General features: G+C 48.5%; 25 protein-coding genes. 14 read left to right on the top strand and 11 right to left on the bottom strand.

Annotation, left to right across the window (positions count from 1 at the left end):
* Positions 1-62 precede the first annotated feature (62 nt).
* Positions 63-1796: an ABC transporter ATP-binding protein gene (locus tag A8708_RS14730; protein WP_068664632.1), complete on the bottom strand. Its 1734-nt coding sequence runs from the start codon at positions 1794-1796 to the stop codon at positions 63-65.
* 222 nt (positions 1797-2018) lie between these two features.
* On the opposite strand from A8708_RS14730, the gene A8708_RS14725 reads away from it, so the two are divergent.
* The 5 genes from A8708_RS14725 (at position 2019) to A8708_RS14705 (ending at position 9001) form a co-directional block, all read left to right on the top strand.
* Complete coding sequence (locus A8708_RS14725; protein ID WP_068664630.1) at positions 2019-3461, top strand: ABC transporter permease; 1443 nt, start codon at positions 2019-2021, stop codon at positions 3459-3461.
* An 11-nt stretch (positions 3462-3472) separates the two neighbouring features.
* Positions 3473-4981: an ABC transporter permease gene (locus A8708_RS14720; protein WP_068664628.1), complete on the top strand. Its 1509-nt coding sequence runs from the start codon at positions 3473-3475 to the stop codon at positions 4979-4981.
* Positions 4982-5105: 124 nt separating this feature from the next.
* Complete coding sequence (locus A8708_RS14715) at positions 5106-6947, top strand: ABC transporter substrate-binding protein (RefSeq protein WP_239696695.1); 1842 nt, start codon at positions 5106-5108, stop codon at positions 6945-6947.
* 103 nt (positions 6948-7050) lie between these two features.
* Positions 7051-7506: a hypothetical protein gene (locus A8708_RS14710; protein ID WP_068664626.1), complete on the top strand. Its 456-nt coding sequence runs from the start codon at positions 7051-7053 to the stop codon at positions 7504-7506.
* Positions 7507-7720: 214 nt separating this feature from the next.
* A complete protein-coding gene (locus A8708_RS14705; RefSeq protein WP_068664624.1) occupies positions 7721-9001 on the top strand; it encodes an ArsB/NhaD family transporter in 1281 nt (426 codons plus the stop codon).
* Between the two features lie 162 nt (positions 9002-9163).
* Here the strand turns inward: A8708_RS14705 and A8708_RS35460 are convergent, their stop codons facing one another.
* Entirely contained in the window at positions 9164-9325 is a 162-nt protein-coding gene (locus tag A8708_RS35460) for a hypothetical protein (RefSeq protein WP_157264784.1), read from the bottom strand.
* 30 nt (positions 9326-9355) lie between these two features.
* Entirely contained in the window at positions 9356-10390 is a 1035-nt protein-coding gene (locus tag A8708_RS14700; RefSeq protein WP_068664623.1) for a potassium channel family protein, read from the bottom strand.
* A 242-nt stretch (positions 10391-10632) separates the two neighbouring features.
* On the opposite strand from A8708_RS14700, the gene A8708_RS14695 reads away from it, so the two are divergent.
* The 5 genes from A8708_RS14695 to A8708_RS14675 are packed head-to-tail and all read left to right on the top strand — an operon-like array spanning position 10633 to position 14858.
* On the top strand, positions 10633-11298 hold the full coding sequence (locus A8708_RS14695; protein WP_068664621.1) for a Crp/Fnr family transcriptional regulator: 666 nt from the start codon (positions 10633-10635) through the stop codon (positions 11296-11298).
* A 26-nt stretch (positions 11299-11324) separates the two neighbouring features.
* Complete coding sequence (locus tag A8708_RS14690) at positions 11325-12164, top strand: ABC transporter ATP-binding protein (RefSeq protein ID WP_068664619.1); 840 nt, start codon at positions 11325-11327, stop codon at positions 12162-12164.
* Entirely contained in the window at positions 12097-12852 is a 756-nt protein-coding gene (locus A8708_RS14685) for an ABC transporter permease (protein ID WP_239696694.1), read from the top strand. Before A8708_RS14690 ends, A8708_RS14685 begins: the two co-directional genes overlap by 68 nt.
* A gap of 30 nt (positions 12853-12882) precedes the next feature.
* A complete protein-coding gene (locus A8708_RS14680; RefSeq protein WP_068664617.1) occupies positions 12883-13911 on the top strand; it encodes an ABC transporter substrate-binding protein in 1029 nt (342 codons plus the stop codon).
* A 26-nt stretch (positions 13912-13937) separates the two neighbouring features.
* Entirely contained in the window at positions 13938-14858 is a 921-nt protein-coding gene (locus A8708_RS14675) for an MBL fold metallo-hydrolase (protein WP_068664615.1), read from the top strand.
* Positions 14859-14910: 52 nt separating this feature from the next.
* Here the strand turns inward: A8708_RS14675 and A8708_RS14670 are convergent, their stop codons facing one another.
* The 6 genes from A8708_RS14670 to A8708_RS14650 all read right to left on the bottom strand — a co-directional run bounded on the left by A8708_RS14670 (position 14911) and on the right by A8708_RS14650 (position 20497).
* On the bottom strand, positions 14911-15489 hold the full coding sequence (locus A8708_RS14670) for a hypothetical protein (protein WP_068664613.1): 579 nt from the start codon (positions 15487-15489) through the stop codon (positions 14911-14913).
* 100 nt (positions 15490-15589) lie between these two features.
* Positions 15590-16978: a sensor histidine kinase gene (locus A8708_RS14665; RefSeq protein WP_068664611.1), complete on the bottom strand. Its 1389-nt coding sequence runs from the start codon at positions 16976-16978 to the stop codon at positions 15590-15592.
* Positions 16972-17667 carry a response regulator transcription factor gene (locus A8708_RS14660; RefSeq protein ID WP_068664609.1) on the bottom strand — a complete coding sequence of 232 codons (696 nt, stop codon included), beginning with the start codon at positions 17665-17667 and terminating at the stop codon, positions 16972-16974. The genes A8708_RS14665 and A8708_RS14660 overlap by 7 nt, the downstream gene beginning before the upstream one ends.
* Positions 17668-17766: 99 nt before the next feature.
* Positions 17767-18261 carry a histidine phosphatase family protein gene (locus A8708_RS14655; protein ID WP_068664607.1) on the bottom strand — a complete coding sequence of 165 codons (495 nt, stop codon included), beginning with the start codon at positions 18259-18261 and terminating at the stop codon, positions 17767-17769.
* A 29-nt stretch (positions 18262-18290) separates the two neighbouring features.
* The gene (locus A8708_RS36125) at positions 18291-18476 is read right to left on the bottom strand and encodes a hypothetical protein (protein WP_204787534.1); all 186 of its coding nucleotides are present in this window, start codon (positions 18474-18476) and stop codon (positions 18291-18293) included.
* Between the two features lie 341 nt (positions 18477-18817).
* Positions 18818-20497 carry a glutamine--tRNA ligase/YqeY domain fusion protein gene (locus A8708_RS14650; RefSeq protein ID WP_068664606.1) on the bottom strand — a complete coding sequence of 560 codons (1680 nt, stop codon included), beginning with the start codon at positions 20495-20497 and terminating at the stop codon, positions 18818-18820.
* 83 nt (positions 20498-20580) lie between these two features.
* Here A8708_RS14650 and A8708_RS14645 point away from each other — a divergent pair, with 83 nt between their 5' ends.
* On the top strand, positions 20581-21810 hold the full coding sequence (locus A8708_RS14645) for an aminopeptidase (RefSeq protein ID WP_068664604.1): 1230 nt from the start codon (positions 20581-20583) through the stop codon (positions 21808-21810).
* A gap of 67 nt (positions 21811-21877) precedes the next feature.
* Here A8708_RS14645 and A8708_RS14640 read toward each other — a convergent pair whose 3' ends face one another.
* Complete coding sequence (locus A8708_RS14640; protein WP_082927513.1) at positions 21878-22738, bottom strand: hypothetical protein; 861 nt, start codon at positions 22736-22738, stop codon at positions 21878-21880.
* 103 nt (positions 22739-22841) lie between these two features.
* On the opposite strand from A8708_RS14640, the gene A8708_RS14635 reads away from it, so the two are divergent.
* Both A8708_RS14635 and A8708_RS14630 read left to right on the top strand, forming a co-directional pair.
* The gene (locus A8708_RS14635; RefSeq protein WP_068664700.1) at positions 22842-23819 is read left to right on the top strand and encodes a helix-turn-helix transcriptional regulator; all 978 of its coding nucleotides are present in this window, start codon (positions 22842-22844) and stop codon (positions 23817-23819) included.
* 194 nt (positions 23820-24013) lie between these two features.
* Positions 24014-24514 carry a DinB family protein gene (locus A8708_RS14630; RefSeq protein ID WP_068664602.1) on the top strand — a complete coding sequence of 167 codons (501 nt, stop codon included), beginning with the start codon at positions 24014-24016 and terminating at the stop codon, positions 24512-24514.
* A 458-nt stretch (positions 24515-24972) separates the two neighbouring features.
* Here A8708_RS14630 and rpiA read toward each other — a convergent pair whose 3' ends face one another.
* Positions 24973-25635: a ribose-5-phosphate isomerase RpiA gene (rpiA, locus tag A8708_RS14625; RefSeq protein WP_068664600.1), complete on the bottom strand. Its 663-nt coding sequence runs from the start codon at positions 25633-25635 to the stop codon at positions 24973-24975.
* Positions 25636-25783: 148 nt separating this feature from the next.
* On the opposite strand from rpiA, the gene A8708_RS14620 reads away from it, so the two are divergent.
* Complete coding sequence (locus A8708_RS14620; RefSeq protein ID WP_068664598.1) at positions 25784-26635, top strand: SDR family oxidoreductase; 852 nt, start codon at positions 25784-25786, stop codon at positions 26633-26635.
* Positions 26636-26962 lie beyond the last annotated feature (327 nt).

The raw sequence follows: 26962 nt of genomic DNA, 5'->3' as shown, positions 1-26962 counted from the left end.
TAAATTCTGATATTTTCAAAAAAGCGCGTCCCCTTCAAGAGGGACGCGCTTTCCTTATATTATCATTCGTTGACAGCTAACCAATGGCCAGGCGTCACTTCGACAAACCGCGACCGCTCTAACCCGTACGGATCTTGTAGCGAGGAATCAATAAGCGGCACGAACGCCTTACGGGACTCCACTGCCGGATCAGGGACTGGAATTGCCGCGAGCAACGACTTGGTATAGGCGTGCATCGGGTTCGCATACAACTCTTCGCTCTCTGCGAGTTCAACGATTTTGCCTTTGTACATCACGGCAACACGATCGCTGATATGTTTAACCATCGAGAGGTCGTGAGCGATGAATAAGTACGTCAGCCCTAATCGCTGTTGCAACTCTTCTAGCAACTTAACGATCTGCGCCTGGATGGAAACATCCAGAGCCGACAACGGCTCATCGCAAACGATAAACTCCGGCTCGACCGCCAGTGTTCGGGCGATGCCGATCCGCTGCCGCTGCCCGCCGGAGAACTCATGCGGGTAGCGCATCGCATGTGAGGGGCTAAGACCAACCATCTCAAGCAGCTCCTCGATCCGATATTGCCGTTCCCCCTTGCTCTTCGTCATGCTGTGAAGGTCCAACGCCTCACCAATGATGTCAGCAACGCGCATACGGGGGTTTAGGGAGGCATACGGATCTTGGAAGATCATCTGCATGTAGCGGCGCATTGTCTTCATCTCCTTACGGGATAGCTGATTAAGCGAGATACCCTTGTACAGCACCTCTCCGCCTGTCGCCTCGTTTAACCGCAGGATCGTTCGCCCCGTGGTTGACTTCCCGCAACCTGATTCTCCTACTACACCTAACGTCTCCCCGGCACGAATATCAAAGCTGACATCGTTGACCGCTTTGATGATCTGGCCTTTGCCTAAATTGAAATGCTGTCTAAGTGACCGGACCTCCAGCAGCGGGCGATCATCTGCCGAACGCGTGACTGCCGAAACCAGCTTAGGTTTCTTTTTCTCGTCAAGCCTTGGCAGTGCGTTCAGGAGACGCACCGTATAGGGATGCTTGGGCGATGAGAAAATTTCTTCCGTTGTGCCCGTCTCAACGACCTCACCATCTTTCATAACCACGACCCGGTCGCACATGCCGGCTACGACACCAAGATCGTGCGTAATCAAGATGATCGATGTGCCGAGCTTACGTTGAATCTCTTTCATCTGGTGCAGAATTTGCGCCTGAATGGTGACGTCAAGCGAAGTCGTCGGCTCGTCCGCGATCAGCAGGGATGGTCGACAAGCAAGTGCGATAGCAATCATTACACGTTGACGCATACCTCCGGAAAATTCATGGGGATACTGTAAATAGCGTGTTTCTGCGTAGGGGATCCCGACCAGCTTCAGCATCTCAATTGCTTCCTGTTGTGCTTCTTCCTTGCTAAGCCTTCGATGCTTGATCAGACTCTCCTCAATCTGCCGACCTATGCGCATCGTTGGGTTCAAAGAGGACATCGGATCTTGAAAGATCATACCGATATCGCGGCCGCGAATCTGCTCCATCTCGAGATCTGACTTATCAGCGAGGTTCTGCCCATGGAAGAGAACCTCGCCCCCCTTCACCATCGAAGGAGGCGATGGCAGTAACCTCATGATTGTACGTGCAGTAACACTCTTCCCGCTGCCGGATTCACCGACGATTCCCAGTGTCTCGCCTTCGCGAACCGAGAAACTTACGTTACGAACCGCTTCAACTTCTTTATCGCGAGCGTAGAAAGAGACAGACAATTGCTTCACTTCTAGTATGGATGTCATATAATCACCTTCGAGTTGGGATAAACTTGAAAAGAAAGTTTCTATCATTTGTATTTACATGTTAAAATATAAGCTATTCGAATCGCAACTATAAAAAAAATATATATTTCAAAAAAATGAAACTATTATTTGACCATTGACATTTTTAGCTACCACTTTTAAAATCTACTATATCGATCGGAATAATGCAATATAAACTGACCGACAAAGGAGCATACGAACTTGACCGGGCACACCTCAGCTATCGATACACCTCTAGTCGACCGACTCGGGAACATTTTTTCCAAAATGCTATTGCATCCAACTTATCGCTTTCTGCTAGTACTAGCAGGAGCCCCCTTGCATCTAATCATCTATGGTGTCTATTTATCCAGTAAGAAGAAGAGTATGCACAGGGCAAATATGGACAAGTTAGAACAGCAATGGATTTCCTCTGGATATCGCGATCAGCTGATCACGGAGGCGCGAGAACAACTTGAGCGCAAGCACCGATTCTTCGGACAGAACGTTACACCAGAGAAACTGAATCGCGAAGCTAACCGAATCGGGACAATCAAGTTCAGAGAAGCATTATTGCGTCACCTTGATGCTGAGCAAGATGGGAATGGCAGGTCGCAGACAACTTATGCCGATACATTTACTCAATTGATTCGGCACCCGGCGTTTCTTGCTATATCCATTATTCCCGGCGTTCTCATGTACATTCTTATGTTGATTTATAATAATGCTTATTTCAAATACATCGCTGAACGGCTTGTGATGACCGTTTTCGTCATTTTTGGTGTAGCCTTTCTCGTCTTTACCATTCTCTATTTATCGCCAATGAATCCTGCCGCGAATATTATAGGGGAAACGGCTACAGCAGAGCAGATTGCTAAGTTTAATCAACTTTACGGGCTTGATCAACCGTATCTGACTCAGCTTTGGCATACGTTTCGCGGTATCCTGACATTTGATCTAGGCAAATCGTTTGCAGGAAGTGAAGATGTCACCACCTCCATCGCCGCGAAGTTTCCCGTGACGCTGACGCTAACCGTGATATCCACGATTGTAGCGGTGCTGATCGCGCTCCCGATCGGGTTGATATCTGCCACTCGGCCGAATTCATTCTTCGACTATACGTTCATGCTGATTGCACTAATTGGGTTGTCGATCCCTAACTTCTGGCAAGGGCTCGTCCTCATCCTGAATTTCTCAATCAAGCTGCACTGGCTTCCCGCTACATATAATCCGCAAAATGCACTGACGATGATCATGCCGATTGTTGTATTGGGAACAGGCCTTACGGCGGCAGTCGCTCGGATGACGCGTTCTTCTACGCTAGAGGTCATCCACGAGGATTATATCACGACCGCCCGGGCCAAAGGGTTGTCTCGCAGCCAGGTGCTTTGGAAGCACGCCGTAGGTAATGCGCTAATCCCGATTATTACAGTCATCGGACTTCAGTTCGGTGCGATGCTTGGCGGAGCGGCTGTAACGGAGAAAGTTTTCAATATCAACGGGATCGGAAGCTATATCGTGGACAAGCAGTTCATTCCCGATATTCCCGCAATTATGGGTGGCGTCGTCTATACAGCCATCACAATCTCTATCGTCAATGTCATCATTGACATTCTATACGCCTTTATTGATCCAAGAATCCGTTCCAAAATGAAACAATACTAGCAGGTGACCACGTGACCACATCGACACTTACAAAACAAGATACTCATTTCAGATTACGTACCTCCTCCGAATACGGACAGGCCAGCTTTGCGGGGATCGCCTCGTTAAGTTTGGCCCTGGTATTGTTGATCAACAGCTTCGAGGGAGCCCACTTGGCTGTGCATTCAGCCGTTTTCGCTGCCTTTGTCTCTTATTTGGTCTTTGCACTTCTTCAACTAGGAACTATGGCGTTAATTCGCAGAGATTTGCTCCAACATGGCGAGATACGCCGCACCACTCGTTGGTTAGGCTACCTGCTATTGCTCAGCTTGCTGACTGCTAATATTTTCATCGTTACAGCTGCCTTTCAACTTATCAAGCGCAAGAAGAACGCAGCGTATATACTCTCGTTCTACGCTTTGTTGACGACCCTGTTCGTCTTCGCTGTCTCAGCTCTAAACGTCTTTAAACCGTATGTATCTAACTTGTTCGTACCGGGTATGGGGCTCATTTTAGTCGCGGGAGCCATTCAACTACTTGCCCTGCTTCTGATCTCCCGATATGGGGATGGCCAGATCCTGCCCAAGTGGTTGTGGATCGTCGCGGTACTGCTGCTTGCAACTGCTCTAACGGGTAATGTGTTCGCTCTCGCGCTTGGCATCCTGTTAATGTCCAAACTTAAGAACAGGCATGATTCCTCGGGCACGAAATTGAATGAGGTTGTAGATCGACTGTCCCGCAGCTCGACTTCCATGCTCGGTCTGTGGTTCATCGGCTTTCTTATTTCAATCTCGTTGTGCAGTTATTTAACTTTCGACTACGGAATGGCAATCGACAATAATTACGGAGCTATCCTGCAATCGCCAAGCCTCACCTATCCGCTTGGTACGGACAACTTCGGCCGATGCCTGTTCTCTCGAATCGTATTCGGCGCACGTATCTCGCTCTTTGTCGGTATCCTCTCCACCTTGATCCCCGTCATTATTGGAGGGTCGTTGGGTGCAATATCCGGCTACTACGGACGCAGTACCGACAATCTCGTCATGCGAGCGCTTGATATCCTGTACGCCATTCCAGGCATCCTGCTAGCTATTGCTATCATCGCAGCATTCGGTGCCAGCACAGTCAATCTCATCCTTGCGCTGAGCATCGGGGCTATCCCTACGTATGCTCGGACCATGCGAGCCAACGTGATGCTCGTCACTACACTTGAATATGTGCAAGCCGCGCGCGCTTTCGGCGCCGGCGATTTCATCATTTTGCTCAGACATATTATCCCGAACTCCATCGCACCGATGATTGTTAAGTCTACGCTAACAGTCGGCGGAGCCATCATCTCAACGAGCAGCTTAAGCTACCTCGGACTCGGCGTCGAGCCGCATATTCCCGAGTGGGGTAACATTCTAAAGGTGGGAAGTTCCTACCTGGAGACTCATGCCTATACGGCCATCTACCCTGGTCTGGCGATCATCGCACTCGTGCTGTCCTTCAACTTCCTTGGAGACGGCCTTCGCGACGCGCTTGATCCCAAGCTGGATTAAGCAAGCATTACAGCAACTACTTGGAATCTTCATTCTTACTCCATGAATTCTCAGGTTACACAACACAGAAGGATATGGAATGAATGTGCGTTCATACACTTACTTTTACTAGGAGGGTCAATCAATGATTAAGAAAAGCAAGGTCGTCATCCCCGTTCTCCTCGGTGTCTCTATGATGCTAAGTGGATGCAATTTCACAACCAAAGATGACGCAGCAGCGTCACCAACACCATCAGCAGGAGCAACAGCTGCAGCGAACACTACCCCTGTCGACATCGAACTGTTGGGTATGAGCTCCAATGAAACAGACCTTAACATCGTGCGCGATCAGCTTACGAAGAACGGTTTTAACGTTAAGTTAAACATCCAGCCGGATTACGGTACGTTCAAAGCGCAACAAGATGCAGGCAACTTCGACGCTGCCTTGTCCAGCTGGACCACGGTTACAGGTAACCCGGACTATGCGGTACGTTCCCTCTTCAAAACAGGTGGTGACTACAGCATTATGTCCGATCCAGAGATCGACAAGCTGATTGATCAAGCTGCAGGCCAAACAGCGGAACAATACACGGACACATACAAAAAATTCGAACAGCAATTAGTCCTTGATAAAGCCTACATTGCACCGCTCTACAATTCACTCAAAGCACAAGCATTTAATCAAGATGTTTTGAAGAAAGAGTCTGTACGTCTCTCGAAGTCACGTTCCCTGCCTTGGGAAGAACTAGACTTCAAAGATACGGCCAAACGTGCGAAAGACCCGATCATTCTGCAATCAACGCTTCCTTCTCTAACATCACTTGATCCGATCAAAGGAAACGACGGTTCGATCAATATTATCAACACGAACATGTATGTACGTCTGCTCAACTTGACAGATGATGACAAGCTAACCGCGGAAGGCTCTCTTTCGCATAACTTTGCGATTGCAAACGGCAATTCAGACTACTACTTCTTGCTTCGTGACGACATCGATTTCGCCCAAGTTAAGAATAAGCTAGCGGTTGACTCCGGCGAACGCGTTGGTGCTGAAGATGTTATTTTCTCCCTAAACCGTGCTAAGGATAAAAATTCGGTACCGAATCACCGTACATTTACATTGCATGAACATATTAAAAATGTAGAGCTTGTAACAGACCCTGCTGTACTTGAATCCGTTAAAGTATCCGGCGGTTCCGATACCATCAAATCGAGTTTGGAAAAAGGTCTGGACGCTAAAATTTCCTCCCTTGTAGGGGATAAAAAGCAAGCAAGCAACAAAGAAGGCAAGTATCAAGTTGTTAAGCTGACAACGACGGAACCATTCCCGCAAGTATTGAACTATTTAGCTCATCAATCGGCGGGTATCGTCTCCAAAAAGCAAGTCGAAAGCATCAACACGTATGATATAGCCAAATATGACGTAAATAAAGACATCGCCTACGGCGACCAAGCGACGATTACGGAAGGCGCGAAATACAACAATACGTTGGCAACAAGCGGACCTTACATTCTTTCTTACAAAACGGACTATGAAGCTGTCTTCTACAAAAACCCAGGTTATATGAAGGGGACGAAATACGAGCCGAAAGTCGACTCCATCAAAATCCGTTTCATCAAAGATGCTGAAGCTTCCTTGTCAGCGCTAAGAAGCGGCGAGATTCACTTGTACTACGGCGTGTCCGAAGTCAAGTTCGACGTTGTCAAAGCGGATACCAAGCTTTCGCTTCAAACAATCCCTAGTAACGCCGTATCCTACCTATTGTTCAACACCAAGAACCGTGAGATTGCCAAGAGCGCTGACTTGAGAAAAGCTGTGCTGTATTCCATCAATCAAGACGAATTCCTTGCGTACTACAAGAACAATAAGTTTAAAGCCATCTCTACATTAAGCCCGCTGGTCAAAACGGGATTAGAGCTCAAAGCAGACCCTGCTAAAGCGAAGGATTTCTTGAGCAAGTACAACGCCAGCAAATCCAGCAAGTAAGCTGAACCACTGAACATGCGAAGAAGACTGCCTCATCGTCGATTAGGACGGTCGGGCAGTCTCTTTCATACAAAGCCGCATTCACAGATAGGAGCGAATACCAATGCCAACACCCGAAACTACCCCAGTTAAACTGTCGCAATGGGATGCACTCATCCTAGAATCACTCAAGACCCAAGAATCTTCCGCAGACGAGCTGCTTCAGCGGGTCCAAGATGGCCGGCTTCCAGTGGATGAAAGCAAGTTCCAATTCGACTATAAGCGCCTAACCGAGTTAGCGAGCGAGGATCTCGCTTCGTTCGAGCAAGCCGTTCGTCACGGCTACCAGATCAAATACAATACGCTGCGCGGCATCGCCAGCTGGATTCTCGTCGTATTCGGCCAGGAGGCTGAGTTGCAGCTCGAACCCGGTCACGAAGCGGTCGTGGCCAGTCTTACCGCGGAGCAGCATCAGCGCCTGACTGCCGTACTCTCGCATGGATGGGTCGTGCGCGGCGAGCAAGCATCTACGCCTCAAGCGAGTTCAACATACATCATCGAGCCTCTTGTACGAGGTTGAAGATACTCTTTCTATTCGTTCCACGATGCTGCTCACGACTTTATCTTTACAACTCCCAGGGGAGACGGTATAGTTACCCTATATAGGATTGACCCGGAGGAGCCTGTCAAAAGCGGGCTCTTTTTGTCTTTTTCCGGGAACTGCGGGTCGTTCATCACATAATTCAGGGTAATACTGGAAATCCTGAAATAAAGTTAAAATGGAGGCAGATTTAGTGGAATTACAAGCTTACTGGGCGATTGGCATCTTCTTACTTATTTATGCAATTATCATTTCCGAGAAAATTCACCGCACCATTATCGCCATGATCGGTGCGGTGCTTATGATAATTTTTGGCATCGTGAGCCAGGAGACAGCCCTGCACCACATCGACTTCAACACGTTGGGTTTACTCATCGGGATGATGATTATCGTGGGCATTACGGCGGAAACGGGGCTTTTCAAATATGTTGCAGTGAAGGCAGCGAAGCTTGCCAAGGGACAACCGCGAAGAATTTTGATCGCGCTGGTGATTATCACAGCGGTGTGCTCTGCCTTTTTGGATAATGTGACGACCGTCCTTCTCATGGTTCCGGTTACCCTGAGCATTACGAGACAGCTTCGCGTGAATCCATTTCCGTTTCTTTTTACACAGATCATTGCTTCCAATGTTGGAGGTACAGCCACGCTGATCGGTGATCCGCCTAATATTATGATAGGCAGCGCGGTGAAAGAGCTTACGTTCATGGCGTTCATCAACAACCTAGCACCTATCGCAATTATTATCATGGTGGCTTATATACCGCTGTTCCTTATCCTCTTCGGAAAGCAAATCAAGTCTACCCCAGAGCTGCAACAGAGTATTATGGCGATGGATGAGAAGGCGATGCTGACGGACCGTAAGCTTCTCTCGAAATGTCTTATCGTTCTGACCCTTACCATTCTAGGCTTTTTCCTGCATCAGAGCTTACATTTGGAATCGGCCACGGTTGCCTTGGCAGGCGCGTTTCTGCTGCTACTCTTGACAGGTGAGCGGATGCTTGAGCATGCTTTTGAAAGTATTGAATGGCCAACCATCTTCTTCTTTGTCGGTCTGTTCGTGCTCGTATCGGGACTTGTAGAAACAGGCGTAATTACACAGTTAGCTGTACATGCGATTGAATTGACAGGGGGCAATGTGCTCGCAACGTCAATGCTGATTCTATGGCTGAGCGCGATCGCATCTGCGTTCCTCGACAACATTCCATTCGTAGCCACGATGATTCCATTAATCCAGGAAATGGGCACGCTTGGCGTTGATAATTTAGAACCACTGTGGTGGAGTCTGGCTTTGGGCGCTTGTTTGGGCGGCAATGGTACGTTAATCGGGGCGAGTGCGAACTTAATTGTCGCAGGATTAGCCGGCAAAGAGGGGTATCCGATTACCTTCGTGAAATATTTGAAATATGGCTTCCCATTGATGCTTATTTCGATTATTTTGTCGAGCATTTATATTTATTTTAGATATTTGATCTAGAAAAAGGTTAGAGTCTGAATTGTTCCCTGGCTTGGGCAGCTTCTGGGGATTAACTGGATTTCCTACATCTAATTTTGCTCGAAATGTCCCGTTTGGCGAAATTGGCTTTAAATAACGGGAGAAAATCCAGTTAGTTTGCAAAATACCGTGATTTTGCTTGAATTAGCTGCATAAAATACAGTTATTTGCTTGCTCAGGATGACTCGTAGCCAGCCCCGATGCTGGTGCCCGCACCAGCGCCAGGAGCAACGCCTCTGTTGTACGTTCTGTAACATCCATCTCCGCCACGGTCTCATCCTCAAAAAACATAACACAAAGAGCCAAGAGGTTTGAATCCCCCTCCTGGCTCTTCTTCTATTTCTTCGTCAACCGTCCGTACGTTTCCTTATCACAAATAACGAACAGCCTTGCTCCCTGCGGAATCTCTTCATGGAGCCTTTTATTGATATTCAGATGCTCGCCATCTGAGATCAGTGTAGCTCCCTTTTGCAGCAAATCCTGAAAAGCATCATGGAACGTCACCCACTTCGTCTGTTTAGGAATCTCGTAGAGGTCCTCGCCTTGAGGTGTACGGGTCAGCAGCTGCGTAAGGATCTTCGAGGTACCTGGGCTAAACGCCGAGCGTACCGCGAGCTGGGAAATCGTCTCACTGCCAAAGATGAACTCATCGATGCGAATATGCTGGAAGTTAGGCAGATTATCCTTATCGCGAATCTCCACGATCGTGTAGACATGGTTATAATTGCGCTCGATGGTCGTGGCGACCAACAAGGTTTTGCCATCGACGAAGGCAGGATCTCGAACCGTATGCTGGAACTGTGTCACCTCATCAGCGAAGATGAAGACTGCTCTTGCCTTTGATGTATTGGCCATTTCGAGTGTCGTCACGAGCTGCGGGTTGCCCAGCACATAATGCACGCGGTCATGCACGATTGGCGATTTGTCCAGTGTAGCTATAAGCACAACTTCCACGAGGGGATCGGAGTTCAGAATCTCGTTAATAGCATTCTCTGCATGCTGACTCCAATCAATAATGACAAAATGATTCTCCCCAGCAAATTTCAATTTCCCTTCCTCCTTCATCCGCTGATACACAAATAAAGCATCCACGACTTTACTAATCGTTATAGAAATGAGCCCAATACCAAAGATGTAGACGATGATCCCTAAGCATTTGCCTGCAACTGTGTGTGGATAAAAGTCACCATATCCTACTGTCGTCACAGTCGTCATCACCCACCACAAGCCGTTGAATCTGGTCTCGAAGGTGCTCGGCTCAAGCTCGTACGCTAGCAAGGCGCTTCCTCCAATGAACACAACAGCCACGCCAAAAACAAACAGATTATTCCAACGGATTAGACGCAATAAGAATTTGGAGAAGAAGAGCATGGCGACCTCCCTACAGACTTCCGCCCAACAATTTCCAGACTGTGGATTTAGTATAGCAAGAAAAACGCTTATAGATGAGTATTTCTCAAGAGTCTAACTATTTCTATACGCGATTTTTTTAATTTTGTCGGGAATCCGACATTTTAGTATGAAATCATGTGATAATATACATATAACAGATTGGAATACTCGGCATTAAATGAACTGCATAATTTGAGGAATATGAATAGGGGAATGATCCTATGGACCAATTACATGAGCTTGCTGACCTTAGGGACAAAGACCCTACAAAGGAAGTCATGGTTGAAGCTTTTCGAAAACATGGCATTAGTCATACTTACCGGAAGAACGAGTATGTTTTCCAGGAAAATGACTTGCCCAGCGGTGCCTATTATGTGGCTTCAGGATTAATTAAGATCTCGCAATCCTCTGAGGAGGGGCAAGGGATTACCTTATTTCTTCGCTATGAGGGGGAGGTTTTCGGCAATGCGGAAGTGTTGACCAACATGGTTCGGAAGCGTTACGCCAAATGTCTGGTAGACAGCCAAATTCTTACGTTAGACAGTCGGAAATTTCTTGAATTGGCTAAGGAAAATGCGGAGTTTGCCTATTCGGTGGCCGTTCTAGGTGCTCGCAGACTGCTGCAAACACAGCGCATGGTCGAAACTTTAATCTCCCGCCCCGTCGCCTGGAGGCTCGCTTGGTTCCTCCTGCAGCTGGGGAAACCGACGGACGCGAAGCTTGAAGTTCAGGTGCCGCTCAGTCATGAAGAGATCTCGTATGTCATTGGCTGCAGCAGACAAACCGTCACGGAAACCTTGAATAAATGGCGCGATAAAGGACTTATCGATTATGCCAAAAAGAAGATCGTTGTTTATCATCCGAACTCTTTCTTCACAGATATATAGACGAGCATCCCTTGGAGGTTGACCATATGATCACGATTAGTAATGTGAGTAAATCCTTTTCGCAGCAAAAAGGCCATTCCTACACGGCTTTAGACGACGTTTCTCTCACCATCGGAAAGGGAGAATTCGTCTCCGTCGTAGGGCCTTCAGGCTGCGGGAAATCCACGCTATTGAATCTAATCGCCGGATTCGAACATGTGAGCAGCGGAACGATTACGGTGGGTGGGCACAAGGTTACTGCGCCAGGAGCCGATCGGATCGTTGTTTTCCAAGAACACGGCTTGTTCCCTTGGCTCACGGTGCTCGATAATGTAGCGTTCGGTTTGAAGCAGAAAGGGCTATCCAAGATAGATCGCTATGCGCTTGCAACTGAGCAAATTAAAGCCGTGCACTTGAGCAAATTCATCGACCGTTATCCGCATGAGCTCTCGGGCGGAATGAAGCAAAGAGTAGCAATTGCCCGAGCGCTTGTTATGGATCCTGAGATCCTATTAATGGATGAGCCCTTTGCGGCCCTAGATGAGCAGACCCGCTTTATTTTACTCAAGGATTTGGAAGAGATTTGGCTTAAAACAGGTAAAACCATCTTGTTTATTACGCACAACATTCGCGAAGCCGTCATGTTATCCGATCGTGTAGTTGTGATGGCGACGCAGCCAGGCAGGGTCAAGAAGGAATTTGCGGTACAGGCTGCAAGGCCTCATCAAATCAGCGACCCACTCATTCATGCGTTGGAAAATAGAATCATGGAAGCTCTGACGGATGAGCTCGAGAAGGTAGTCAGAGAGGAGCTTGGCCATGCATACAGCCTTAAGAAGAACGCTATTTCTAATTCTGCTGCTGATCATATGGGAGTTGGGATTTAGAATTTTCCAGTGGGGGTGGAAGTTCCCCTCACCATTGCAAACCTTCCAGGCTTTCTATGATGGGTTTGTTCACGGTCATCTCTTAAATGCCATAGGAGCTAGTCTCCGTCGTTTACTCATCTCATTTGCCATTTCCATTGGGCTCGGGACACTATTAGGTTATTTATTTGCTCGCTATCGGTTCTTTGACGAAACCTTCGGCTTTGTCGTTGTGGCCCTCCAGACCGTACCAAGTATTGCATGGCTGCCCTTCGCAATTATCTGGTTCGGACTCAATGACACTGCGGTCATTTTCATTACGACCATTGGCGCCACATGGACGATGTCAATGGCCAGCCGCACAGGGATCATGAATATTTCGCCGATTCATCTGCGAGCTGCGCAAATGCTGGGAACAGGCAGCGGCTACCGCTTGTTCTTTCAAGTGCAGCTGCCTGCGGCATTTCCCCATTGGATTACAGGAATACGCGTGGCCTGGGCCTTCGCTTGGCGGGCACTTGTAGCTGGCGAGCTCATCGCTAAGGGCGTTGGGCTGGGGCAAATGCTGCAAGATGGGCGCGGACTTGGCGATACGGCAACCATCCTGTGCGTCGTCATCATCATCGCTGTGCTCGGTACCATTTCGGATCATTTCTGTTTCAAACAACTAGAGGATCGCATCGTGCTTCGTTTTCAGCTTAAGAAATAAATAACTAGAACCAAATAAGGGGGAATTCGCGTGAAAAAATTAGGTTGGATTATGAGTTTAATCCTATTGGTATCTTTGGTCTTGTCCGCATGCGGCCAGAGTAAGGAAGCTGCTTCAAGCGCTGTAACTACGACTGTAAAAATTGGTATTTTGAAAAATGTCACCCATGCTCCGGGATTCATCGCCCTGCAAAACAACTATTTCCAGGACGCTTTTGGTAAAAATGCCAAGATTGACGTCACGGCTTTTGACAATGGAGCAGATTTCGCAACAGCCATTGCGACGGATCAGATTGATATCGGCTACGTCGGCCCAGGTCCAGTCATCAATCAATATTTGAAAAGTAAAAATATCAGAGTCATTGCTGGCGCCAATAACGGCGGCGCGGTATTAGTTGCCCGCAAGGATGCAGGGATCAACTCCGTGAAAGATCTTGTCGGCAAAACAGTAGCCGTAGCTGCCAAAGGCGGCACACCGGATCTATCGCTTCGTTTGCTGCTTAAACAAGAAGGATTGAAAGTATCGAGCGATACGTCAGGCGTACAAATCGTGACGCGGGCCCCAGCCGATACGTTAGTCGCGATACGTCAGAAAGAAGTGGACGCGACATTAATTGCAGAACCTTGGGGTACACAGATCATCCAAGAGGGCACCGGTACGATTTTGGTAGACTGGAACAAAATCCCTCCAAAAGACGGAAATTACCCGTTAACGATTCTCGTAGCCAGCGATACGTTTCTGAAGGATCACCGTGACCTGGCCAAGAAAGCCGTGAAAGCCAACAAACAAGCGATCGATTTCATTGGGCAAAATCCAAACAAAGCTTATGAGCAGATTAGCGATGAATTGAAGCAGTTAACCGGTAAAGGGATGGAGCCCGCGCTTATCAAAGCAGCCATCGACCATTTGAAATTAACCGAAGATATCACGTTAGAGGACATTAATGAACAGGCCAAAACTTCCTTTGATGCCGGGTACTTAAAAGTGAAAGCAGAAGAGTTGGATTTCAGTAAATTCTTGGATTTGTCGCTTCTAAATGAAGTTAAGAAAGAGAAATAATCTTACGCAACTAAGGAGGCTTTCCTATGTATATACAACCACAAGAGAACCTATTGCCTGATTACCATGAGCACATGAAAGTCGTCATTCTGGGCACGGGCACACCGAGAGCTTTTTACGGAAGGGCGAAGGCAGGCGTCGCTATTCTCGCAGGCGATAAAGCGTTTCTGTTCGATTGCGGAGGCGCAACTGTAGATCAACTGATTAAGGCAGGGATCATGCCGCAGCGGATTTCGGATGTCTTTTTTACGCATCATCATAGCGATCATAACTCTGGGTTTTTCGATGTCTTCATCACGAGCTGGCGGACACATGTAATCGCGGACCGTGTATTTGAGGGCCGGAAAGGGCCAATGAACGTCTACGGGCCCATCACAACGAAGGAGATTATCGGTAAAATGAGAGCCTCTTTCGACTTCGATGTAAATCTTCGAGTGAACTATAACTTCTCCGCTGGTCAAGGAGCGGACATTCGTTATTTTGAAAGCAATGAGGGTATTGTATATGACCAGGGCGGCGTTAAAGTCACCGCATTCGAAGTCGATCATAAACCTGTTGATCCTGCTATTGCTTATAAAATCGAGTTCAACGGGAAGTCGGTCGTCATTTCGGGGGATACCATCCCCGTCGACAATATGATCAAACATAGCCGCGGCGTTGATTTACTGGTTCATGAATCTTACAACAAAGCGTGGTTGGACGCGCTAATTACCAAATTCCCTGAGCAGACCGTTGGCCTGTCCAATCCTGCAAAGTATCATTCTACGACGCTGGAAGTAGCCGAAATCGCCCGTGAAGCAGGTGTGGCTCATCTGGTGCTTACCCATCACATTCCTGCTCCTGCAGCCACTGAGGAGGCGGAAGCTGCCTATACAGAAGGCATGGGGGACATCTATGGTGGTCAGATCACGATGGCGCGGGATTTAATGGCATTTGACCTATCCTAATATCAAAAAGCAGCCCTGAGTTATTCGCTCAGGGCTGCTTTGTCTGCCAAACTTATTTCGCAGCTTGTTTCGCCCATTTGGCTTGCAGCGCACTCGTGATCTCTGCATACACTTGCTCCGTCGTTTTGCCATCCGTAGAGATGCCTAATTTAGCTGCTCTCTTGTTCATAGCTGCGGAAACCTTCGCTTGTTTCGCTGCTTTCTTGGCTTCTTTGGCAGCCTTTAGCGCTGTATGAAGCTCCTTGTTCGTCAGCCCGTCCGCGCTCACGCCAAGCTTGGTCGCTTTCTCCTGCAGCTTCACACCAACCGCAGTTTGGATCTCCGTTTTGAGCTGCTCCGCTGACTTGCCATCTGTGGAGATACCCAATTTAGCTGCCGCTGCATTCAAACGCTCCGTATGCTTTGCTGTGCCTGCCGCCTTCAGCTCTGTCTTAATCTCCTTATTCGTTTTCCCATCCGTCGCTATGCCAAAAGCTTGCGCTTTCTCTTCTAACAGTTGTTTCATAGGATGAAATTTAGTTGCCGATGATGCTGTTGCATCTCCTTGTACGCCTTGGGCAAAAGCCGCCATGGGAACGGAACAGACGATCGCACCAACCAATACTATTCCTGCTAACTTCTTCTTCAACATATGGCATCACTCCTCGATTCGTTTATGGGGTTGTTCCCCTGTACCCTACGAACCCTATCTTAGCTCAGAGTTATGTCATAAGTTTGTCATGCGGGGATATTTATGCAGGTGGCAAAAAGATTTTGAAAACCGTCCCAGCCCCCAGCTGTGACTCGACACGAATCGTACCGCCATGCGCTTCGATAATGTGTTTACAAATCGTTAAACCTAGCCCTGCGCCAGAGCGATTGCGGCTTTCGTCCGCTTTGTAGAACCGATCAAACAGATACGGCAGCTTCTCCGGAGAGATGCCTTGCCCCTCATCCCATACTTCAATCCAACGCTCCTGCCTGACGGCCTTCACGCGAATCCCCGCTTGGGAGCCCTCTGAAATGTGATTGATCGCATTATCCAGCAAATTAATGAATACTTGCCGTAGTCGATCTGCGTCGGCATGAACGGTATATGCTCCCTCCACCTCAGCGCTAAGCTCAATTCCCTTGCCCCTCGCCTTCATCTTCAACTGTGTCACCACGTGGCCAATTAACTCTAGCACATCAACAGTTTGCATCGTCAACTTCACCTGCTTCTCCTCAAATGAAGACAACTCCAGCAGATCCTCCACCAAATGACTTAATCGGAGTGTCTCCTGGAGGGAGATATCGATGAATTCCTTCGCATCTTGGGGCTCTACCACACCATCGGTAATACCCTGCAGAGAAGCACGAATCGTCGTCAACGGCGTCCTCAGCTCGTGAGAGATTTCCGATAGAAACCGCTTGCGGCCATCTTCGACCTTCTGCAGCTTGCCTGCCATGCGGTTGAGCGATCCCGACAACGAGGCGATTTCGTCTTTGCCTCGTACAGGTACCCTGCCGCTAAAATCCCCAAGTGCCAACGCCTCTGCCGTCTTGCTCATTTGCTGAAGAGGCTTCACAAAGTGCCGCGACACAAAGTAAAGAACCGCAATAGCCAACAGTGCAACTACGAGGGCAGATACATAAATGGCGCGATTAATCTCTTTAATCGTGCCTTGGATATTCTGAATCGGCGTATACAGGAAAATCGCCCCAATTACCCGACTGTCCTGTAGGACAGGACGTCCGACAATCAGCATTTTGACAGAGCTATTCTGTGCAAATGTACTCTTCACCGTCACCGGTTTACCGGAGAGCACCTTCTCCACCCAGCCTAGCTGGGCAGGAACTTCGCCTACCGCTTGGATTTTATCCAAGGTCGCTCTAGGGTGACGAATCACCGAGACACGGACATTCGAGGTTTTCTCCATCGCATTGATTTGCTTGCGGAAATCCTTCTGCGTTGTTGAATTATCGAACAGATCCTTCGCCAGCTCATCCACTTGCTCTACTTTTTCCAGTAGAAGTTTCTCACTGCGGTCGTACGTCTTCTGCTTCATCGTGTACCCAATTGCGCCCGAAATCGCCAGAATTGATACCACCGTAATAGCTATATAGATAAACAGTAGCTTGCGATAAAAGGAATTCAGCATACGCCAGGCCCCTCGAACTTATATCCCACACCCCAAACTGTGCGGATACTCCAGTCCTCTTTCCCTGCTGTGAGCTTCTGTCTTAATCGTTTGATATATAAATCAACCACCCGATCCTCACCGTCAAAGTCCCACCCCCAGATCTTCGCGATCAGATCCTCCCGCGTGAACACTTGATTCGGATTCCGCACGAAGAACAGCAGCAGCTCGTACTCCTTCTTCGGCAGTGCCACCACTTGCCCAGCAACGGTCACTTCATGACCTAGGCTATCAATACGCAGACTGCCAACCTCATACACGTGTGCCGCAGGTGCCACTTGGGCGCGAAGCCCCGTCCGACGAAGGATCGTCATTACCCGTGCAACCAGCTCATTCGGGTCAAAAGGTTTCACCAAATAGTCGTCGGCTCCCATCCGCAAGCCTTCTACACGCTCATCCACGTGGCCTCGCGCCGTCAGCATCAGAATCGGCACATCGCTTTGTGCGCGGATCATCTGACAGACCGACCACCCGTCGCGCTTCGGCAGCATAATATCCAGCACGATGAAATCGGGCTGCAGCTCCTTGAACCGAGTGAGCGCCTGCTCGCCGTCGTTCGCGGTCGCTACCTGGAAGCCGTTTTTCTCCAGATAGAGCTTCGTTATTTTACATATATTCAGATCATCATCTACGACTAGTACCGTTGTCACGAGGGGCACACTCCTTGAATGAAACCATTATCCTTTTAGTGTACGGGAAAATTGTGAAGGAAGTATTTCTTTTTTAGCACATACAAATAGAACAATCCTTCAGCTTCTTCGGCTGCGAGATTGCTCTGTTTTATCGTTATATGTCGCATCAAAGTGATTCATCATTAATGTCATCACATTCCCATGCGTGCCGATGGCAATCTTCTTCCCCTTATTTTCTTCTAAAATAGTGTTCAATACAGCCACCGATCTTTGTTGGCACGCTCTATTAGATTCTCCATCTGGGTAAGCATAATCAAAATCATCAAACATCCGATTCATTTCTGACATAAAATCCTCAGTAGGAATCAGAGCATCTTCACTAGAAAAATGTCTTTCCCGAAGATCTTCAAATATCTTAATCTCTTGTTCCAGTTCCTCCGCCAACCCCTCTAGGGTTAAAATTGCTCGTGCATAGGGGTTAGATATCAGCCTATTAATTTCTTCGTCTTTTAAAATTTTTGTGATAGCTTCCGCGTCTATTCTCCCCTTGGGAGTAAGTCCCCTGGTTCTTTCGGTTCCTTCATTATAGGGAGATTCTGCGTGTCTAACCATATAAATCGTCGTCTTTCATGTGCGCCTCCTCAAGCTACTTTATTCGTAGTTATGACCGTCAAGATCGTAGACCCCCACTCCCCCATTTTCACAAATATTTCCTTATACGCATTCGCGAAATGCTTGGAATCTCCTGCACTTTGGCTGAAAACTGCAAATAGGCATCCTTTTTCCCGCAAATCCCCTCGTTGACAGAAATGCGTGCAAAAAGGCATCCTTTTCCCTTGAAATCTTCGATTTCAGGTCATTTTTCCACAAATAACTGCCTTTTTGCATCTTTCCTACCTTTTTAGACTAAAAAATCCCAGAAAGGATGCTCTTTTGCACTTTTGTAGGGTGGCAGGCGGTGGTAGTAGCGGTTTGGGGTAGTGAAGGTTGGTGGTAGTGGAGGTTGGTATTTGTTGTAGTGCGTATTAGTAGTGGTGTGTTAGTGGAGGTGCATATTTGTGGAGGATGTCGTGACTGTAGGTGCGTTCGGTGTAGGTTGGCGTGTGGCTGATACTAAAAAAAACCAAAACCCCCAAGCATACGCTTGGGGGTTTCAGATCAACGTTCGTTACACCACGAACGAGCTTTTCAACGATACGATCAAGTTGAACACGAGATGATCCGGTGTCGTGTACTTCGGATCCACGTTGAAGTAGCCGTGGCGGAAGAACTGGAATTTATCCTGCGGGCTCACACTCTTCATGTTGTCTTCCACGAAGCCTTGCACGATTTGCAAGGAATTCGGGTTCACTTTGTCCATGAACGATGTCTCTTCATCGCCTTCCTCATCGTCCAAGATCAGTGGCTCGTACAGACGGAATTCCGCGGGTACGGCGCTTTTGGCATCCACCCAGTGGATCGTGCCTTTAACTTTACGGCCAGTGAAGCCGCTGCCGCTCTTGGTCTCGACATCATAAGTGCAGTGCAACTCAACTAAGTTGCCTTCGGCATCCTTGATGAAGTCGTTGCATTTGATGAAGTAGGCGTTCTTCAAACGCACTTCGTTGCCGGGAAATAACCGGAAATACTTAGCCGGTGGATTTTCCATGAAGTCATCTTGTTCGATGTAGATCTCGCGGGAGAAAGGAATCATACGATTACCCATTTCCGGGTTCTCGGAGTTATTCTCCGCTTCCAGCATTTCAACGCTATCCTCCGGATAGTTGGTGATGACGACTTTGAGGGGATTCAGCACGCCCATCGTGCGCAACGCCTTCAACTTCAAATCCTCGCGGACGAAGTGATCCAGCATGCGAGTGTCAACAACGCTGCCACCGCCGCCTTTGGATACGCCAAGCTCACGTACAAAGTTGCGAATCGACTCTGCTGTAAGGCCTCTACGGCGCAGACCCGATATGGTCGGCATACGCGGGTCATCCCAACCGTCAACGGCTTTCTCGTCCACGAGTTGTTTCAATTTTCTTTTGCTCGTAACGGTATTCTTTAGACTAATACGGGCGAATTCATATTGTCTTGATATATTCGGCATCTCGCACTCACGAATAACCCAGTCATAGAAAGGACGTTGATCTTCAAACTCGCTAGAACAAAGAGAGTGTGTGACACCTTCAATAGAATCTTCAAGAGGGTGTGCGTACGTGTACATCGGATAGATGCACCATGCATCTCCTGTATTATGGTGATGTGCGTGAAGGATACGGTAGATGACCGGGTCTCTAAGATTAATATTCGGTGCTGACATATCAATTTTGGCACGCAGCACACGCTCGCCGTCTTTGAATTCACCCGCACGCATACGCTCGAATAGGGACAAATTCTCCTCGATCGTACGTTCGCGATAAGGGCTGTTTGTTCCTCCTTGCGTCAGTGTTCCACGCGTTTCACGGATTTGATCCGCCGATTGGTCATCGACATAAGCTAGCCCTTTGCGAATCAAGACTAATGCTCGGCTATACATTTCTTCGAAATAGTCCGAAGCAAAGAAAAGCCCATCCCATTTAAAACCTAGCCATTCTACGTCTTGTTTAATGGACTCCACATATTCAACATCTTCTTTGACCGGATTCGTGTCATCAAATCGAAGGTTCGTTAACCCATTGAAATCATCCGCGATTTCAAAGTTCGTGCATATCGCCTTTGCATGTCCTATATGAAGGTAACCGTTCGGCTCCGGGGGAAATCGGGTCACGACCGTACTTACTTTGCCTGATTTCAAATCTTCGTTTACAATGTTCTTAATGAAATTTGATATTGCGCTTACGTTTGTTTCAGCGTTTTTCGTTTCCATATGTGCCCAGCCTTTCTCCCGCGGGTTAAAGTTTTATTTTCTATCATACATTAATGGTACTCAAATATAAAGGAGACATAGAGATGGAATCATTCGAGCATTACTTAGACCAATATGCAGAGCTTGCGATACGCGTCGGATTAAATGTTCAAAAGGACCAAACCGTCGTCATTACGACACCGATTTCGTGTGCGGATTTCGTACGCAAGCTGGCACAGAAGGCGTATGACGCCGGTGCCAAGGAAGTCGTCGTAGACTGGGATGACGACGAGGTGAAGGCGCTTCGACTGAAGCACGCACCTGAAAGTACGCTTCAGACCTACCCCGCATGGCGTGCTAACGGGATGGAAGAGATGGCCAAGAAAGGCGCGGCATTCCTATCCATTTACGCACCTAACTCGGATTTACTCAAAGATATTGACCCAGCACGTGTCGCCATGTCTAGCAAAGCAGCCGCTACAGCTCGAGCCGGCTACCTGAACTATACGCGCAGCAACAAAGTCAACTGGCTTATGGTCTCTTACCCGACACCTGAATGGTCAGCAAAGGTATTCCCGAATCTAGGCGAGGCTGAGCGTGTTCAGCAGCTTTGGGAACAAATTTTCAAGCTGACGCGTGCTGATCTAGCCGATCCTGTGACCGCTTGGAAGGAACATATCGGCACCTTAACCGCGAAACAGAACTTGCTGAACAACAAGAAGTTCGAGCAACTGCATTTCCAAGGACCAGGTACCGACCTGTACATAGAACTAGCACCGAAGCATCTATGGGTTGCCGCAGGCAGCACATCCGAGAGTGGCATTTTCTTCGTGCCGAACATTCCGACAGAGGAAGTATTCACGATGCCAGCACGTAACGGCACGAACGGTACGGTTCGCAGCACGCTGCCGCTCAGCTACCAAGGCTCATTAATTGATGGCTTCTCCCTAACCTTCAAGGATGGCCGCGTCGTCGAGGCAACTGCAGAAGTGGGTCAAGAAGTGCTGAACAACATGCTGAATATGGATGAAGGTGCTCGTTATTTAGGTGAAGTGGCACTCGTTCCCTATGATTCGCCAATTTCGCAATCAGGACTCATCTTCTACAACACGCTTTTCGATGAGAATGCATCCTGTCACGTCGCACTCGGCAATGCCTACCCGTTCACGATTGAGGGTGGAACGACGATGAGTGCCGAGGAACTTGAAGCAAATGGTTATAATAAAAGCTTAATCCACGTGGATTTCATGATTGGTTCCAAGGATATGGCGATTGACGGGATTAAAGCAGACGGTACGCGTGAACCCTTATTCCGCAATGGGAACTGGGCATAAGCCTCACAAGAATGAAAGACCGCCCCTACATGGAATGAGTTCCGTGGAGGAGCGGTCTTTGTTTCATCTAGTCTTCGTCCTCAGGACTCGGTACGCGCACCATACTGGTCATCAGCGTTTGTGTGACGGCCGCTTTCTTCAACTTCCATTGGCCTTTGTGCCATCTCCATACCGATGTGACATAACCTAATGTATCTGCATTCGCGATACCTGTGATACGCTGAACACCTTTCAGCTCACAGAACCCATCACGATCCACATCGACGGGCTTCAATAAACTGTAGGCATCCACATTTACAATGATCGGCTTCACAATTTTCCCCTGATTGTACATGCCAAATTGCTCGTAAGCCTCCTTGCGATCGGCAATATCCAGAGTATAGGATTTACCTGTCTCCTCGATCTTCATCTTTACCTTATAATTATTCTCAAAGGTCGCTTTAACATGCAACGGTTCCGGCATCGGGATCTCGGTAGGCACGTTATTTTTGAGCGAATAGATGTAATTCGAAGTAAACCCACCACTGCCGCCGGTATCGGAGGTCATATAGATCTGAGGCAGCTTGTCATGGATAAAATCGCAGAAATCCATCTTCGGATTATATCCGCCTTCCAGCGGAATCACGACCTGCGCCTGACCTTGTCCGACGACAGAGATAAACAGCTTGTCATAATAGGGACTGTTCATGTCCGATTTCAAACCGACAAGGGAGACCATCTCGGGTTTGCCGTCACCGGTGACATCAATCTCACGTGTCTGGATAAGCTGACCCTGCCCGCTCTGTGGAGGCGTTAATTGGGATGGTGGTGGAGGAACTTCTTGCGTGTAAGCCTCTGCCGATCCACCAAAACTCAAAACACCGCTCAAGAGCACCCCCATTGTTGCTGCGCGCAGTGGGATTACCAAACTTTTTCTAAACCGAGACATGGTTCGCACTTCCCATCCTAGAATTCAATTCGGTTTATTATTTCAAATTTTTCCATAAGCTATGCGGCAATAACGGATATACATCTGTATAATGGAATACGGAATGAAGAATATGACCCGAATTAATGAGGTGTTCCTTTTGAAAATAGATCGTTTACTCGCCATCACCATGCTGCTGCTCAATCGTCGCAGAATAAGCGCTAAAGAGCTTTCGGAGCGGTTCGAGGTGTCTCTGCGCACCATTTATCGGGATGTGGAAGCTATTAATCAAGCCGGCATTCCCGTTGTTTCCTATTCGGGACTCAGCGGTGGATATGAAATCATGGATCAATACCGGCTGGATCGTCAGTTCCTGTCCCTGGAAGAGCTACAATCGATTATTACTGGACTCAAAGGAATTCACGCTTCCGTCCCCGACCAAGAAATCAGCAATCTGCTGGATAAGGTCGGCGCACTCGTCGCCAAATCCGAGCAACCTGCTGCAGCTCATCTCGGCAACCAGCTCATCCTCGATATGAATCCGTGGGACAACGGCCATCAGAATACAGAGCAGCTGACAACCCTTCGTACCGCAGTCAAGGAGACACGCCTCATCACTTTCTCTTATCTCTCCTCACAAAGCGAATCGTCCGTGCGAACCGTGGAGCCCATGGGTATCGTGGTTAAAGGCTTCGGCTGGTATCTGTACGGATACTGCTTGCTGCGTGCCGATTTCCGAGTATTCCGACTATCGCGCATGCATAATGTCGAAGTACGCTCGCAAACGTTCGAACGCAAGCAAGAAACGTTGGATCGACTCGACTATCGCCTAGGCCGTAGAGACCACTCTACCCTTATTACACTCGTGCTGCACGCGCAGCCGAATGTGAGAGCGCAAGTTGAAGACTATTTCCGACCGGAGGATGTAACCCTGCAACCTGACGGAACACTGATGATTAGAGCGACACAGCCCGACGAGCCTTGGCTGCATGGCATGCTGCTCAGCTATGGTCCAAGCTTACGCATTCTAGAACCCGCACATCTCGCAGCTACTATTAAAGAGAAGGCTGAAAAAATAGTTGCCCTCTACTCGACTCACTGACATCCAGTTGTCAGCAATGATTGTCTATACTGGGTTTATGAGCTGCGCATGGCATTCAAGACATCCACTACAAGCAGGCTTCAATGAAACTCTGCTCCTGCAGACGACGTATTCATACAGGAATGCGAAAAAAACAAAGCTTCTACTTACGATGCCAGTTTCCCTGGCAACCCAATTTGAGGAGGACAACCCCCATGATTAAGATGATTGAAGATTTTGTAACTGAATATACCCGTGAAGCACAAGGTACCCAACGTGTGATGGACGTCCTGACAGACGCATCCCTTGCTCAGAAAATCACACCTGAACTCCGTTCGCTTGGTCAAATCGCATGGCACATCGCCACAACGGTTCACGAGATGCTATCCCGCACAGGGCTGACTTTCCCTGCTCCTGAAGGGGAAGAGCTTGCTCCCGCTTCTGCCCGAACTATTGCAGACACCTACCGTACTTCCGCTGCCGCAGCCATCGAAGCGATTCAATCGCAATGGACTGACGCCAAATTGTTCGAAACTAGCGATATGTACGGTGATCAGTGGCCTAACGGACTGACATTGCGCGTCCTTATCTCCCATGAAATTCACCATCGCGGTGAAATGATCGTCTTGATGCGCCAAGCTGGATTGCGCGTTCCCGATATTTATGGCCCGACACGGGAAAGTTGGGTTGCGATGGGTATGCAGCCGTTGGTGTAGGGTGAATCACCACCAATTTTACTTGTGCCTACACCTATAGACACAGCAGCTCTTCCCGCTTAGTTAATCTTCAAGTAAAATTCGCTCACCGACTCTGCACGCTCAGCCGATCTACAAGTAGAGTACACCACCTCTGCCCGATCCGCGCAGAATAGATGGATTTTCTGTAGTTAATTTCACCGAAATCTTATTAATTTGAAAAATAACTGGATTTCCTACAGCTAATCTGAAGCATTTTAGCTAGAATCGCACCTAGTAGCTGAAATAACGGGAGTTTTTCCAGTTAATCTGAGAATAGGTAGAAATTCTCCCGAATTAGATGGAGTTTTTCCAGTTATTCCTCAGGTTATGACGATCGAGACATCTAAACTCGTCGTTTAAACATAAAAAGAGTTGTACCCTCAAGTCATAATAGACAGGTGGGACAACTCTTTTTTTATATTAGGTGTGCCGTTCTCCTACAATCTCTCCACCGAACCATCCTTATACCCCACGATCACCTGACTAGCCATCCCGATAAAAAGCCCAGTCTCCACAACACCTGGAATTCCGTTAATTGCCTGATGCAGCCCAGCAGGATTCGGTATGCTGCCGAAATTACAATCGATAATATAGTTTCCGTTATCCGTCAAGAATGGCTGACGATCAACAACTCTAACTTCAGGCTTGCAGCCCAGCGCTCGAAGCCTCCGAATCGTCAGTTCATAACCAAACTTTACAACCTCTACAGGTAGGGGAAAGGCACCAAGCTGGGCAACAACCTTACTCTCATCCACCACGATAATCAGCTTCCTACTTGAAAATGCAACGATTTTCTCCCGCAGCAGCGCGCCTCCCCCGCCTTTGATTAAGTTCCAAGCGGCGTCCACTTCATCTGCACCATCTATCGTGACATCGATTTCTGAGATATTGGCAAATGCAATAAGCGGAATCCCCAACTCCTTCGCTAAGTTCTCAGAGGCTTCGGAAGTGGCCACAGCCTGAATGTTCAGGCCATTGCGCACCCGAGCCCCAAGCCCTTGGATCGCCCAATAGGCCGTTGAACCTGTTCCCAAACCGACGATCATCCCTTCACGGATCTCCGCCACCGCTAACTCTGCTGCTGCTTTTTTCGCTTCCATTTGTGCACGCTCCTCACTTCCACTGTTTGAATGCTATCTAACCAGTTTAACATACATAGGAATATTCAACGAAGTATCGATCACCGCAATCTGATAGGCGGGAATTGTTCCCATGGTCTATACTGGAGTAAAAGGAGGCGATCCCGCGATGCACAATAAAACGGTACTCATCACCGGAGCTAATTCCGGGATGGGCCTTGCCACGACGGTGGCATTGGCCAAACAGGGCGCCAACGTCATCATGCTCTGCCGCAGCAAATCAAGAGGCGAGCAGGCGCTCACTGAAGCGCGTCGCCAAAGCGGCTCCGAACGCATCGAGCTCATGCTCTGCGACCTCGCTTCGCTGGCGAGCATTCGCGCTTTTGCGGCGGCGTTTCTTGCCAAACACGACGTGTTGGATGTGCTCGTGAACAACGCGGGCGTCGTCACCGTGAAGCGGCAAACCACAGCAGATGGCTTCGAGGCCATGATAGGTGTTAACCATCTCGGCCACTTTCTGCTGACCCGGCTTCTGCTGGACGCAATCATCCGCGCTCCGCAGGGGCGGATCGTTAGTGTCTCTTCTGGCGCCCACAAAATCGGGCGCATCGATTGGACGAACCCTCACCTGCAGCGAGGGTTCCGGGTCTGGAACGGATACGCCCAGTCGAAGCTGGCGAATATCTTGTTCACCCGCGAGCTCGCGAAGCGGCTCGCAGGCACTTCGGTCACGGCCAACTCGCTCCATCCGGGAGCCGTGGCTACGAGCATCGGTGTCGATCGCGACACCGGGTTTGGGAAGGCCGTGCATGCGATGCTGCGGCCGTTTTTCTTGACGCCGGCGCAGGGTGCGGATACGGCGGTGTACTTAGCCTCGAGCCCGGACGTCAGTACGGTCAGCGGCGAGTACTACTACAGGCGGCAGATTGCGCCTGTTTCCGCCAGAGCGAAGGACGACGCGCTGGCTCGTCAGCTCTGGGCTTGGAGCGAGGAGCAAGTGGACCTAACCGGTGGCGCATAAGAGACATAAAAAGACGAATCCATGCTGCTTTTAGCGTGGGTTCGTCTTTTTCTTGTGACTTCTTTTTAGCTAGCTATAGGGACTGCAGTCTCCCAACATTAGATGGATTTCATACAGTTAATTTGCACATTTATGAGTATTTTTTCGACTTAGATGGAAAAACTCCATCTATTTCCTCCCAATCCCCCACATTCGGCGTTAAAGTCCAGATTTAGCTGTACTTTTTCCAGTTAATCACCTCAAAGTGGTAGCGTCAAGAAGTTTGTGTAATGTAGGATTATCCATCGGGACGATGGATAATTAAGATCCTTAAGGTCTAACGCAACA

It is taken from the genome of Paenibacillus oryzisoli, from assembly GCF_001653565.1.
Taxonomy (GTDB): domain Bacteria; phylum Bacillota; class Bacilli; order Paenibacillales; family NBRC-103111; genus Paenibacillus_E; species Paenibacillus_E oryzisoli.
Note: the sequence above shows the minus strand (reverse complement) of the source record. Positions and strands in the feature narration are given on the sequence as shown.